This window comes from Glutamicibacter mishrai (genome assembly GCF_012221945.1).
Taxonomy (GTDB): Bacteria; Actinomycetota; Actinomycetes; order Actinomycetales; family Micrococcaceae; genus Glutamicibacter; species Glutamicibacter mishrai.
In genome coordinates, this window is sequence record NZ_CP032549.1 from 2533632 (window position 1) to 2547796 (window position 14165).

10 protein-coding genes are annotated in these 14165 nt (G+C 62.3%); all 10 read left to right on the plus strand.

Features of this window, described 5'->3' with window-relative positions:
* Positions 1–35: 35 nt before the first annotated feature.
* The gene (betT, locus tag D3791_RS11950; RefSeq protein WP_425483104.1) at positions 36–2222 is read left to right on the plus strand and encodes a choline BCCT transporter BetT; all 2187 of its coding nucleotides are present in this window, start codon (positions 36–38) and stop codon (positions 2220–2222) included.
* Positions 2219–3733, plus strand: a complete 1515-nt coding sequence (locus D3791_RS11955; RefSeq protein WP_172512338.1) for an aldehyde dehydrogenase family protein — start codon at positions 2219–2221, stop codon at positions 3731–3733. Before betT ends, D3791_RS11955 begins: the two co-directional genes overlap by 4 nt.
* Positions 3734–3743: 10 nt before the next feature.
* Positions 3744–5303, plus strand: a complete 1560-nt coding sequence (locus tag D3791_RS11960) for a GMC family oxidoreductase (RefSeq protein WP_246242055.1) — start codon at positions 3744–3746, stop codon at positions 5301–5303.
* Positions 5304–5445: 142 nt separating this feature from the next.
* Positions 5446–6642, plus strand: a complete 1197-nt coding sequence (locus D3791_RS11965; RefSeq protein ID WP_172512339.1) for an amidohydrolase — start codon at positions 5446–5448, stop codon at positions 6640–6642.
* 286 nt (positions 6643–6928) lie between these two features.
* On the plus strand, positions 6929–8017 hold the full coding sequence (locus D3791_RS11970; RefSeq protein ID WP_022874898.1) for a BMP family lipoprotein: 1089 nt from the start codon (positions 6929–6931) through the stop codon (positions 8015–8017).
* 140 nt (positions 8018–8157) lie between these two features.
* Positions 8158–9759, plus strand: coding sequence for an ABC transporter ATP-binding protein (locus D3791_RS11975; RefSeq protein WP_172512340.1), 1602 nt, complete (start codon positions 8158–8160; stop codon positions 9757–9759).
* Positions 9756–10964, plus strand: a complete 1209-nt coding sequence (locus D3791_RS11980) for an ABC transporter permease (protein ID WP_172512341.1) — start codon at positions 9756–9758, stop codon at positions 10962–10964. The genes D3791_RS11975 and D3791_RS11980 overlap by 4 nt, the downstream gene beginning before the upstream one ends.
* A complete protein-coding gene (locus D3791_RS11985; protein WP_172512342.1) occupies positions 10961–12232 on the plus strand; it encodes an ABC transporter permease in 1272 nt (423 codons plus the stop codon). Before D3791_RS11980 ends, D3791_RS11985 begins: the two co-directional genes overlap by 4 nt.
* Before the next feature lie 9 nt (positions 12233–12241).
* Positions 12242–12652 (plus strand): cytidine deaminase, encoded by a 411-nt coding sequence (locus D3791_RS11990; RefSeq protein WP_028268467.1) that lies wholly within the window; start codon positions 12242–12244, stop codon positions 12650–12652.
* Between the two features lie 43 nt (positions 12653–12695).
* Positions 12696–14009 (plus strand): thymidine phosphorylase, encoded by a 1314-nt coding sequence (locus D3791_RS11995; protein WP_172512343.1) that lies wholly within the window; start codon positions 12696–12698, stop codon positions 14007–14009.
* Positions 14010–14165 lie beyond the last annotated feature (156 nt).

Genomic DNA, 14165 nt, shown 5'->3' on the forward strand with positions numbered 1-14165 from the left:
GACACGCGCTGATAGAGCTTGATAGGTTGGAGGATATGACTACGGCCAAGATGGGTTCCGGATCATCCCTACCCGAAAATATCGAGACCAATAGTAAACAGACAGAAATCAATTCACCGCAAGGGCCACCTGGAGCCCAACCGGGCAATGAAAAAACCCGAATCAACAAGGTCGTATTTTATGGATCAGCACTATTAGTGCTGGCCATTGCTCTGTGGGCGATGATCGATCGCGACTCGGCCAGCACGGTCATCAACACCACCGTGACCTGGATCGGCAAAAACTTTGGCTGGTACTACACGCTGATCGTCGTCTCCGTCCTGGTCTTCGTGGTGGGCATCGCGATCTCCAAGGTCGGCAAGACCCGGCTGGGCCCGGACCACTCGCGGCCCACCTTCAACATGTTCACCTGGGCGGCCATGCTCTTCGCCGCCGGTATCGGCATCGACCTGATGTTCTTCTCGGTCTCCGAACCGGTCACCCAGTACCTGGCACCACCAGCGATCGAAGGATCCACGGTACAAGCCGCCCGCCAAGCCATGGCGTGGACGCTCTTTCACTACGGCCTGCTCGGCTGGGGACTTTACGCACTGATCGGCTTGGCGCTGGGCTACTTCGCCTACCGGCACAACCTGCCACTGTCTATTCGTTCCGCGCTCTACCCGATCCTGGGCAAGCGCACCGAAGGATGGATCGGGCACACCGTCGACATTGCCGCCATGCTCGGCACCATCTTTGGTATCGCCACCTCACTGGGCATCGGCGTCGCCCAGCTGAACTACGGGCTGAACTTCATGTTCGGCATCCCGGAGAACCGCACCTGGCAGATCGTCCTGATCGTCGTCGCCGTCATCATGGCCACCGTCTCGGTACTCACCGGCGTGGAGAAGGGCATCCGCCGCCTTTCCGAGCTGAACGTGCTGCTGTGCATCGCGTTGATGCTCTTTGTGCTGATCGCCGGCTCCACCGCCTACCTGTTCGACGGCATTGTGAACAACATCGGCGACAGCATCGCGATGTTCCCCTCCATGGCGCTGGATACCTTCGCCTATGAGCGCCCCGATGAATGGCTGAACGGCTGGACGCTGTTCTTCTGGGCCTGGTGGATCGCCTGGGCGCCATTCGTAGGCCTGTTCCTGGCCCGCATCTCCCGCGGCCGCACCATCCGCCAATTCGTCATCGCCGTTCTGGTGGTTCCCTTCGCCTTCATCCTGCTGTGGATCTCGATCTTCGGCAACAGCGCGCTGGAGCTGGTCCGCTCGGGCAATGCCGCCTTTGGCGAGGTGGCCATGAACACCCCGGAGCGTGCCTTCTACTCGCTGCTGGAGCAGATGCCCGGAGCGCCGATCACCGCGGCGATCGCCACCTTCACCGGATTGCTGTTCTACGTCACCAGTGCCGACTCGGGCGCGTTGGTCATGGCCAACTTCACCTCGCACCTGAAGGATGCGCAGGCCGATGGATCCAAGCCGGTGCGCCTGTTCTGGTCGCTGGCCACCGGCCTGCTGACCCTGGGCATGCTCTTCGTGGACGGGGTGCCGACCTTGCAGGGCGCCACGGTGATTATGGGGCTGCCATTCTCCTTCGTGCTGGTGCTGATCATGTTGGGACTGTTCAAATCCCTACGCATGGAAGGGGCACTGGCAGATAGCTATCAGAACAACATGCACAAGGTGCTCACCAGCCGTATGGGCACCAACTCGGATCGGCGCAATTGGAAGCAGCGCATGACTCGTGCCATGACCTACCCGGGACGACGCTCGGCCAAGAAATTCCTCGCGGAAGTCGCTTTGCCGGCACTGCAAGAAGTCAGCGAAGAATTCACCGTGCGTGGTGCTGAGGTCAACCTGGATATTGCTCCGGTTGAGCACCTAGAAATGAATTCGCTGGACCTGGTGGTGGCCAACGGCGCGGAACGTCCCTTCAAGTACCAGATCTATCCGGTGCAATTGCAGGTCCCAAGTTTCGCTCGAGTCTCCGCCGGCGCCGATGACTACTTCCGCATTGAAGTTTTCTCACAGGAGGGCAGCCACGGCTACGACCTGATGGGACTGACCAAGGAACAACTGATTGGCGACGTACTGGACCAGTACGAAGCCCACCTGGTCTTCCTCGAAACGCAGACCGAACTTGCCGGACCGAGCCAGATCAACTCCAGCGGGGCCTCAAAGACCGACTGGGAATCAGATTTTGAAACGACCCCGAAAGAAGAGGAAGCATGAGTTTTCCAAGCAACCAGAATCCGCGACTGCACAGCGGGGAAACGCTCTTTATCAACGGCGTATTCGAGGCTGCCAGCAGCGGATCCACCCGTGCGATCAAGTGCCCGGCCAACGGCGTGAAGGTCGCCACGGTCTCCGAAGCCGGCCAGGCCGACTCCGAACGCGCCATCGCCGCGGCCCGCAAGTCGTTCGACTCCGGGGTATGGTCGCAGGTGCCCGCAGGGCAACGCGGCGACTTCCTGCTGAAGGTCGCCGACAAGCTGGTTGAGCGCAAGGCCGAATTCGCGCTGGCTGAAACCCTGGACACCGGCAAGCGGCTGGTGGAATCCGAAATCGATATGGATGACATCACCGCCTGCTTCCGCTACTTCGGCAAGCTGGCCGGAGCGGACGCCGGACGATTGGTGGACGCGGGGGACGCGAATGTGCTCAGCCGGATCAGCTACGAGCCGGTGGGCGTGGCCGCGATGATCACCCCCTGGAACTACCCGCTGCTCCAGGCGGCGTGGAAGATCGCCCCGGCGCTGGCAGCCGGCTGCTCCTTCGTGCTCAAGCCGGCGGAGCTAAGCCCCTCCACCGCGATCCTGATGATGGAGATCCTCGATGAGCTGGGACTGCCTGCGGGCGTCGCCAACCTGGTGACCGGCACCGGCGCAGAGGCCGGCGCGATCCTCTCCGAACACCGGGACGTCGACCTGGTCTCCTTCACCGGCGGCCTGGTCACCGGCCGCAAGGTGGCCGCCGCGGCCGCCGGCACCGTGAAGAAGGTCGCGCTGGAACTGGGCGGCAAGAACCCGAATGTCATCTTCGCCGATGCCGACTTCGATGCCGCGGTGGACAACGCGCTGAATGCCGCCTTTGTCCACTCCGGCCAGGTCTGCTCGGCCGGCGCCCGACTGGTGGTGGAAGAATCCATCGCCGAGAAGTTCGTCGACGAACTGGTGCGCCGGGCACAGGAGATCACCATCGGCCTTCCGTTTGATGAGAATGCCGAAACCGGCGCGCTGATCTCCGAAGACCACCTGGCCAAGGTGGATGCCTATGTGCAGGCCGGCATTGCCGAAGGGGTGCGCGTGCGCTGCGGCGGACGACGGGCCACCGCCGAAGACGGCGCCGGCCTGGAGTCGGGCAGCTTCTACCTGCCCACCGTGCTGGACCAGGTCACCCGCGGCATGTCGGTGGTCGTGGACGAAGCCTTCGGACCGGTGGTCACCGTGGAAACCTTCAGCACCGAAGACGAAGCGGTAGAGATCGCCAACGACACCGACTACGGATTGGCCGGAGCGGTCTGGAGCCAGGACGCGTCCAAGACCCAGCGCGTGGCCGCCCGGCTGCGCCACGGCACCATCTGGATCAACGACTTCCACCCCTACCTGCCGCAGGCCGAATGGGGCGGCTTCGGCCAGTCGGGGGTGGGCCGCGAGCTGGGCCCCACCGGATTGGGCGAATACCAGGAAGCCAAGCATATCTACCAGAACCTGGCCCCGCAGGTCACCGGTTGGTTCAAGTAAGGAGAGCACAGTGCAGGAATTCGATTACATCGTCATCGGCGGCGGTTCTGCCGGAGCAGCGGTCGCAGCGCGGCTGAGTGAAGACCCATCGGTGCAGGTGGCCCTCGTGGAGGCCGGCCCTGACGACCGCAACTATGACGAAGTGCTCCAGCTGGACCGCTGGATGGAGCTGCTGGAATCGGGCCTCGACTGGGATTACCCGATCGAAGAGCAGAAGAACGGCAACTCGTTCATGCGCCACGCCCGCGCCAAGGTCATGGGCGGCTGCTCCAGCCATAACTCGTGCATCGCCTTCTGGGCCCCGCGCGAGGACATCGATGAGTGGGAGTCGAAGTTCGGCGCCGCCGGCTGGAACTCCGAGATGGCTTACCGGCTCTACAAGAAGCTGGAAACCAATGAGGATGCGGGTCCCGACGCCCCGCACCATGGGGACAGCGGTCCGGTGAAGCTGATGAACGTGCCGGCCAATGACCCGTGCGGCGTGGCCTTGCTGGATGCCTGCGAACAGGCGGGCATTCCGCGAGCCAAGTTCAACAACAACCAGACGGTGCTCAATGGGGCGAACTTCTTCCAGATCAACCGCCGTGCCGATGGCACCCGTTCCTCGTCCTCGGTCTCCTACATCCACCCGATCCTTGAGCGCGAGAACTTCACCCTGCTCACCGGCCTGCAGGCGCGAAAGCTGAACTTCGATGCGGACAAGCGCTGCACCGGTGTTGACGTGGTGGACGGCGCCTTCGGCCGGACCAAGACGCTCACCGCCAGGCGCGAGGTAGTTCTCAGCGCCGGAGCTATCGATTCGCCGAAGCTGTTGATGCTCTCGGGCATCGGGCCTGCCGAGCATCTGGAGTCGGTGGGCGTCAAGGTACTGGTCGACGCACCGGGCGTGGGCGAGCACCTGCAGGATCACCCCGAGGGTGTCATCCAGTGGGAGGCGAAGCAGCCGATGCCGGAGACCTCCACCCAGTGGTGGGAGATCGGCATCTTCACCCCGACCCAGGAGGGGCTGGACCGCCCGGATCTGATGATGCACTACGGTTCGGTGCCTTTTGACATGCACACCCTGCGCCAGGGCTACCCGACCGGCGAGAACACCTTCTGCCTGACACCGAACGTCACCCACGCGAAGTCGAGGGGCACCGTGCGGCTGCGCAGCTGCGATTTCCGCGACAAGCCAAAGGTCGACCCGCGGTACTTCACCGACGCCGAAGGGCATGATGCCCGGGTGATGATCGCCGGCATCCGCAAGGCTCGTGAGATCGTGGCGCAGTCTTCGCTGGGCGAGTGGGCCGGGGAAGAGCAGTTCCCGGGACAGCAGACGCAGAGCGATGAAGAGATCTTCGACTACATCAAGCGCACCCACAACACCGTGTACCACCCTGCCGGCACGGTGCGCATGGGGGCTGTGGATGACGAGATGAGCCCGCTGGATCCGCAGCTGCGGGTCAAGGGCGTGAGCGGATTGCGTGTCGCCGATGCTTCGGTGATGCCCGAGCTGGTCACGGTCAACCCGAATATCACCGTGATGATGATCGGCGAGCGTTGCGCTGAGCTGATCCGCGAAAACTAGGGCGTGAAACAGTGGTGGTGGCCATCGGGAAACCGGTGGCCACCACCACTTGCGTGCGCCGAACTGTTTCGCGCTGTGGCCAAACATTACGAAGAACTGTTATCTGCAGCTGTTGGACGAGTATCTTCGAAAGGTGTCCACCGTGAATGAATATGACAATGTTGCCTCCGTCAGCGACTTCACCGAGCCGTTAATCGATCAGCTGATCGACTTCCGGCGCGAGCTGCACCGGAACCCGGAACTGTCCTTCGCGGAACACCAAACGACTCAACGCATCCTCGAAACGCTGCAGTCCGCTGGGCTCTCGCCGCAGAAGATGGCCAACACCGGCGCCTTTGTCGATATCGGACAGGGGCCGATCCGGATCGCCTTCCGCGCGGATATCGATGCCCTGCCGGTCATCGAGGAAACCGACCTGGAGTACTGCTCCCTGGTCGAGGGCGTGGCACACGCTTGCGGCCACGACATCCACACCACCGTGATGCTGGGCGTCGCCTTGTCCCTGGGCAAGCTCGATGAGGCGGGACTGCTCAATGGACGTGTCCGCGTCATCTTCCAGCCGGCCGAGGAAAAGCTGCCCGGCGGCGCGCTGTCGGTCATCGAACAGGGCTTGCTCGACGAGGTGCCGCGCGTGCTGGCGCTGCACTGCGACCCGCGGATCGATGCCGGCCATATCGGCACCCGCATCGGTGCGATCACCTCGGCCAGCGACACCATCCGCATCGAAGTCAACGGGCGTGGCGGGCACACCTCGCGTCCGCATCTGACCGAAGACATCGTTTTTGCCATGAGCCAGATCGCCACGCAGGTCCCCGCGGTGCTCGGCCGCAAGGTCGATGTGCGTTCGGCGGTATCCGTGGTGTGGGGCCAGATCCATGCAGGCAGCGCCCCGAACGCCATCCCTGCCACCGGCTACCTTGCCGGAACCATGCGCTGCCTCGACGGGGATATCTGGTACGAGGCAGGCGAGCTGCTGGATAACGCGGTGCGCCAGATCGCCGCTCCGTACGGCGTGGAAATCAAGCTGCAGCACACCCGAGGCGTGCCACCGGTGGTGAACGCCCCGGCAGAGACGGCGCTGATCGAGGATGCGGCACGTCGTGAGTTCGGCGCGGACGCGATCGAGCTGACTCCGCAGTCCATGGGCGGGGAGGACTTCGCATGGATGACCCAGAAGGTTCCCGGAGCCATGCTGCGCCTGGGCACCCGGACCCCGGGTGGCAAGACCTATGACCTGCACCGCGGGGATTACATGCCTGATGAATCCTGCATTGGCATCGGCGTGCGTATCATGACCGCGGCCGCCATGCAGGCCGTTCGCGAAGCAAATGCCAAATAGCGTGTTGGTCACAGTAAACTCAAAACTTTTTAACTAGTCTTTGACACTTTCGCAATTCTTTGAGTGACTTGGGCTTTGACGTTAAGCGCTTGCCGTTTTGAAGCCGCTTAGTTATCTGTTTGTAATCTTTATCGTCTTTACCTGTGACATATCTCCGATAGGCTATGGAAACGATGGGGAAACTACGACTTTAGGTGTGCTCGCGTAAGGCCTAGGCAACGATGCTTTACAAGGGCGGCTGGTGTCTGAACTCCCACATGATCTCGCACGACTTTTGGAGGAATAGATGCGCTTCGTATCGCGCAAGACCGGTGTGGCCGCGGCCATGCTCGGCATCTCGGCTTTGGCTTTGAGCGCCTGCGGCGCTGCACCGGAAGAGTCCAGCTCAGCTGGCAAGTACCCCGATTACGTTGGCTGCATCGTTTCCGACTCCGGTGGATTCGACGACCAGTCCTTCAATGAGTCTTCCTACCGCGGCCTGAAGAACGCCGAAAAGGATCTGGGCATCACCATCAAGGAAGCCGAGTCGAAGTCCAACGCCGACTTCGCCACCAACCTCCAGGGCATGATGGGCGCAAGCTGCAACCTGACCGTCACCGTGGGCTTCCTTCTGGCTGACGCTACCGCAGATGCCGCAGCGAAGAACCCGGATTCGCACTTCGCCATCGTCGATAACCAGTACGAAAAGAACATCGACAACGTCAAGCCGATCATTTACGACACGGCTCAGGCTGCCTTCCTCGCCGGCTACGCAGCAGCAGCTGCTTCCGAGACCGGCACCGTCGCAACCTTCGGCGGCATCCAGATTCCTACCGTCACCATCTTCATGGACGGCTTTGCAGATGGCGTTGCCAAGTTCAACGAAGACAAGGGCGAGAACGTCAAGCTCCTAGGCTGGGATAAGAAGAAGCAGAACGGCACCTTCTCCGGCGACTTCGAAAAGCAGGATAAGGGCAAGCAGATCACCAAGAACTTCATCTCTGCCGGCGCAGACGTGATCATGCCTGTTGCAGGCCCAGTGGGCAAGGGTGCTGGCGCTGCAGTGGCCGAAGCCAACAAGGGCGGCGAAAAGGCCAAGCTCATCTGGGTTGACTCCGATGGCTACCTGACCGCACCTGATTACAAGGAATACATGCTGACCTCGGTCGTGAAGACCATGGACAAGGCTGTTGAAGACGTGATCAAGGCTGACGCCGAAGGCAAGTTCGACCCCACCCCATATGTCGGCACCCTGGAAAATGAAGGCGTCGCACTGGCGCCATTCCACGATTTCGACTCGACCATCGGCGAGGACACCAAGAAGGAGATCGAAGCCCTGAAGGCACAGATCATCTCCGGTGACCTGAAGGTCGAATCGGCCGCCAGCCCAAAGTAGCCTTTGGCACCTAATCCATTGAGCGCGTCACCGCTTGCCGTAGCACGGCGAGCCGGTGACGCGCTTTATGAATGCCTAGAGGCCAACACGGCCAACGGGCTAAACTACCTCGCACAACGAACTATGAAGATGGTGGAATCGTGAAACTCGAACTACGGGGAATCTCGAAAGCCTTCGGTTCTTTCTACGCCAATAAGAATATTGACCTGATGGTCGATGACGCCCAGATTCACTGTCTGCTCGGCGAAAACGGTGCTGGAAAATCCACGCTTATGAACGTGCTCTACGGTCTGTACCAACCGACCGAGGGCGAAATCCTGCTTGATGGAAACCCCGTCGAGTTCTCCGGACCAGGCGATGCCATGGCCGCCGGCATCGGCATGGTGCATCAGCACTTCATGCTGGTCCCGGTATTCACCGTGGCCGAGAACATCGCCCTCGGAGCCGAAACCACCAAGGCCGGCGGCGTGCTGGACCTGCAGGTCACCCGCAAGAAGATCCGCGAGATCTCCGACCGCTACGGATTCGACGTCGATCCTGACGCCGTGGTCGAGGACCTGCCGGTCGGCGTGCAGCAGCGCGTGGAAATCATCAAGGCCTTGGTGCGCGAGGCCAAGATCCTCATCCTCGATGAGCCCACCGCAGTGCTGACCCCGCAGGAAACCGACGAGCTGCTGGAGATCATGCGCCAGCTCAAGGCCAACGGCACCTCCATCGTCTTCATCTCGCACAAGCTGCGTGAAGTGCGCGCAGTCTCCGATGTCATCACGGTGATCCGCCGCGGCGAAGTCATCGACTCGGTTTCCCCGGAATCTTCCACCACCGAGCTGGCCAACCTGATGGTGGGCCGCGCTGTGGAACTGAACCTGAACAAGGCCCCGGCCACCCCGGGCGAGGCGGTCTTGCAGGTCAAGGACCTCACGGTCGTCGACCAGGCCGGCACCACCACGCTGGACTCGGTCAACTTCGAGATCCATGCCGGCGAGATCCTCGCCGTCGCAGGCGTGCAGGGCAACGGCCAGACCGAACTCACCGAAGCCATCTTGGGAACCCAGCCGGTCACCGGCGGCTCGGTCAAGCTGGCCGGCGAAGAACTGGTCGGCAAGTCCGTCAAGCAGGTGCTGCGCTCGGGCGTCGGATTCGTTCCCGAAGACCGCTCCGTGCACGGTTTGGTCACCGAATTCTCCATCGAGGAGAACCTGGTGCTCGACCTCTACGACCGCGCTCCGTTCGGCAAGGGCATTTCGATGAATCTGGATGCCATCAAGAAGAACGCGACGACGCAGATCAAGGACTTCGACGTTCGCACCGATAACCCGCTGAACCCGGCCTCCAGCCTTTCTGGCGGCAACCAGCAGAAGGTCGTCATGGCCCGCGAGCTGTCCCGCGATCTGAAGCTGTTCATCGCCTCCCAGCCCACCCGCGGCGTGGACGTGGGTTCCATCGAGTTCCTGCACCGCCGCATTGTCGCAGAACGGGACAAGGGCACCCCGGTGATGATCGTATCCACCGAGCTGGACGAAGTCATGGAACTGGCCGACCGCATCGCGGTGCTCTACAAGGGCAAGATCAACGGCATCGTCCCGGGCAATACCTCCCGCGAGGTCCTCGGTTTGATGATGGCCGGCGTCTCGGCCGAAGAAGCCGCAGAGCAAGCAGAATTTACCAAGTCAGATAACGAGCCCGTGGAAGCGACACCGGCTGGCGAGCGCAACGAACACCAGGAAGGAGAAGGCCAGTGAGCGAAAGCAAAACACCGGTCATTCCCGACTCCGGCAAAACGGGCAACGACCTGTTCAAACAAATCACCCAGGGACCGGGACTGGTTTCGGTTCTCGGCGTGATCGTCGCACTGGTGATCGGCGGCCTGCTGATCGCCATCACCGATGAGAAGGTCGCCCAGAGTGCCGGGTACTTCTTCGCCCGGCCCACCGACTTCCTCTCCGAGCTGTGGCGCGCTGCCACCGAAAGCTACGTGGCACTGTTCAACGGCGCCATCTACAACTCGGCCCAGGGCTTCAAGCCCTTCCTGGAAACTTTGACCGTTTCCACCCCGCTGATCTGCGCCGGCCTCGGCGTGGCCGTGGCTTTCCGCGCGGGCCTGTTCAACATCGGCGCCCAGGGCCAGATCATCATCGGCTCAGTCCTGGCCGCCTACGTGGGCTTCGCCTGGCACCTGCCACTGGGCCTGCACCTGCTGCTGGTCATCGTCTTCGGCCTGATCGGCGGCGCCATCTGGGGCGGCCTGGTCGGCCTGCTCAAGGCCAAGACCGGCGCCCACGAAGTGATCCTGACGATCATGTTCAACTATGTCGCCGTGTACTTCATCGACTTCCTGATGAACACCCAGGCATTCCGCCGTCCAGGCGAAACCAACCCGATTTCGCCAATCCTGGACTCCACCGCGGTCTTCCCCTCCATCCCCGGATCCCGCCTGCACCTGGGCTTCGTGATGGCCGTACTGCTGGTCATCCTGGTCTCCTGGATGTTCAAGCGCTCCACCGTGGGCTTCGAATTCCGTGCCGTGGGCCATAACCCCGAGGCAGCAAAGACGGCCGGCATCAACGTCGCCCGCAGCACCATCATCGCCATGGCTTTGGCCGGCGCTCTGGCCGGCGCCGCCGGTGTCGCCCAGGTGGCAGGCACCGAAAAGGTGCTCACCAGCGGCATCGCCGGTTCGCTGGGCTTCGACGCGATCACCGTGGCACTGCTGGGCCGCTCCACCCCGTGGGGCACCTTCTTTGCTGGCCTGCTCTTCGGCGCATTCCAGGCCGGCGCGGTGAACATGCAGATCACCACCGGCACCCCGATCGACATCGTTTCGGTCGTGCAGTCGCTGATCGTGCTGTTCATCGCCGCCCCACCTCTGGTCAAGGCGATCTTCGGCATGAACCGCAAGAAGAAGCGCAGCTCCAAGCTCGAAACTACCCAGGCAGGTGCCAAGTGACCTCTTCCACCTTGCAACCAGCAATCAGCGTATTGCCGAGCAAAAAGACCTCGATCATCCTCTCGGTGATCGCAGTGATCGTCTTCTTGTGCTTCGGCTTGATGGGCAATAGCGAAAGCGCCCACTTCCAGCTCAACAGCGCCGGCGACGCGTTCAAGCTGCCGGAACTGGTGTTCCCAGGCAAAGCCAGCAACATCGTCATCGGCCTGCTGCTGCTGGGCATCGCCGCCTACTCCTGGATCCAGCGCAAGAAGGGCCAGTCCCTGGCCACCTGGATGATCGCCATCGCCGCCATCCTCTTTGTGCTCTCCTTCCTGATCTGGGTCGTCTCCGGCGCGGATATCACCACCATTTCGCTGGCCAGCCTGCTCGCTGGCGCCGTGGTGCTGGCCGTTCCGCTGGTCTTCGGTTCCCTCTCGGGCGTGCTGTGCGAACGAGCCGGCGTGGTCAACATCGCCATCGAAGGCCAGCTGCTCGGCGGCGCCTTCACCGCAGCACTTGTGTCCTCGCTGACCAAGAATGCCTTCCTGGGCCTGATCGCCGCAGGCATTGCCGGCGCGCTGGTCTCCCTGGTGCTGGCCTTGTTCTCCATCAAGTACGTGGTCAACCAGATCATCGTCGGCGTGGTGCTCAACGTGCTGGTTTCCGGCATCACCGGCTTCCTGTTCACCACCGTGATGCAGGAAGATCCGGAGCTGTTCAACTCGCCGGTGCACCTGCCGGTCATCGAGATTCCGCTGCTCTCGGCCATCCCGGTGCTCGGACCGATCCTGTTCAAGCAGTCGGTCATCGGGTACTTGATGTACCTGGCAGTGTTCATCGTCTGGTTCGGCCTGTTCAAGACCAAGTGGGGCCTGCGCGTTCGCGCCGTGGGCGAGCACCCGAAGGCCGCCGACACCCTGGGCATCAAGGTCAACCGCACCCGCTTCTGGAATGTCACCCTCGGTGGCATTGTGGCCGGCATCGGCGGTTCCTTCTTCACCCTGGTGGCCATCGACTCCTTCACCAAGGAAATCTCCGGCGGCCGCGGATTCATCGCCCTGGCCGCGGTGATTTTCGGACGCTGGAACCCGATCGGCGCCTTCCTGGCCGCGCTGCTCTTTGGCTTCGCCGATAACCTGCAGGTCATCCTGACCATCATCGGCACCCCGGTGCCAAGCCAGTTCATGGCCATGATGCCTTACCTCGTCACCATCTTCGCCGTGGCTGGACTGGTGGGACGCTCCCGCGGCCCGGCAGCCGCCGGCGAACCCTATGTGAAGGAATAACCGGTACCGATGACTACCAACACCGCGCCGTGGTCGCAGCTTGAAGCTGCGGCCGCGGCCGCGCTGTCTGGGGCCTATGCACCCTACTCGAAATTCCGTGTAGGGTCCGCGGCACAGACCAGCGACGGCCGCCTGATTTCCGGCTGCAATATCGAAAACGCCGCCTATGGCGTCACCCTGTGCGCCGAATGCTCCATGGTCGGCCAGCTCTTCGCCACCGGCGGCGGAACCCTGGAGTACTTCCTGTGCTTCGGACAGCTCGCCGACGGGGAACTGGAGCTGATCACCCCTTGCGGACGATGCCGCCAGATCCTCTTCGAGCACCGCGGAGCCAACCTCCAGATCAAGACCGCCCGCGGCATCGTGGGCATCGAAGATCTGTTGCCCGACGCTTTCGGGCCACAAAACCTCAACGTGTAGTGCCGGCGAGAGCCGGCCATAAGCAGAACGGATGGTGCCAAGGATGGCTACCGAAGAATTCAGTGCTGTGGAAGTTATTCGCGCCAAGCGAGACGGTGCCGAGCTGAGCAACGAGATGATCGACTGGACCATCGACGCCTATACCCGCGGGGCCATTGCCGAAGAGCAGATGTCCGCGCTGAATATGGCGATCTTCTTCCAGGGCATGAACCGCAGCGAAATCTCGCGGTGGACCGCCGCCATGATCAACTCCGGTGAGCGCATGGACTTCTCCACCCTGGCCACCGCCTCGGGCAAGAAGCTGGCAACCACCGACAAGCATTCCACCGGCGGCGTGGGGGATAAGATCACCTTGCCGCTGGCTCCGCTGGTGGCCAGCTTTGGCGTCGCCGTCCCGCAGCTTTCGGGCCGCGGGCTGGGCCACACCGGTGGCACCCTGGACAAGCTCGAAGCCATTCCGGGATGGCGTGCCAACCTGTCCAATGAAGAGCTATTCGCCCAGCTCTCCTCGGTAGGCGCAGTGATCTGCGCTGCCGGCGCTGGCTTGGCCCCGGCGGACAAGAAGCTCTATGCGCTGCGCGATGTCACCGCCACAGTGGAGGCCATCCCGCTGATCGCTTCCTCGATCATGAGCAAGAAGATCGCCGAGGGCACCGGCAGCCTGGTCCTTGACGTCAAGGTGGGCTCCGGAGCGTTCATGAAGGACGAAGCCATGGCTAGGGAACTGGCTGAGACCATGGTGAACCTCGGCACCGATGCAGGGGTCAACACCGTTGCCTTGTTGACCAATATGGAAACGCCGCTGGGTTTGACCGCTGGCAACGCCATTGAAGTCGAGGAGTCGGTGGAAGTCCTCGCCGGCGGCGGCCCGGAAGATGTTGTGGAGCTGACTGTCGCACTGGCTATCGAAATGCTGGCCGGTGCAGGCATCCGCGACGTCGACGTGCGCGAGGCACTGAAGAATGGTCAGGCGATGGACAGCTGGCGTGCAATGATCGCTGCCCAGGGCGGCGACCCGGACGCCAAGCTGCCGGTGGCCAAGGAATCCCACACCGTCGTAGCGCCAGCCGAGGGCGTGCTGATCAAGCTTGACGCCATGGACATCGGCTTGGCCGCGTGGACGCTGGGCGCGGGTCGAGCACGCAAGGAAGACAGCGTGCAGGCCGGCGCCGGAGTGCGCATGCACGTCAAGCCAGGGGCGCTGGTCCGCGGCGGCGAGCCGATCGCGACCCTGCTGACCGATACCCCGGAGAAGATGACCCGTGCCATCGAACTGGTCGAACGCGCGATCATGATCGGTTCCGAGAGCGATCGCCCGGATACGCGATTGATCCTGGACCGCATCGCGGCTTCCTAGCCGGACCCCAGACTGGAGAACCGGGACACGCCACAGGCGCGTTCCGGTTCTTTCCTTTTGCCCGCAAGAATTTCCTGAATTAATGCCGGGTTGAAAGTTCTTGGCGCACAATGGGAACCATCTGCCCGGTGCTGGTCGTTGGACAGGTGACTCCTA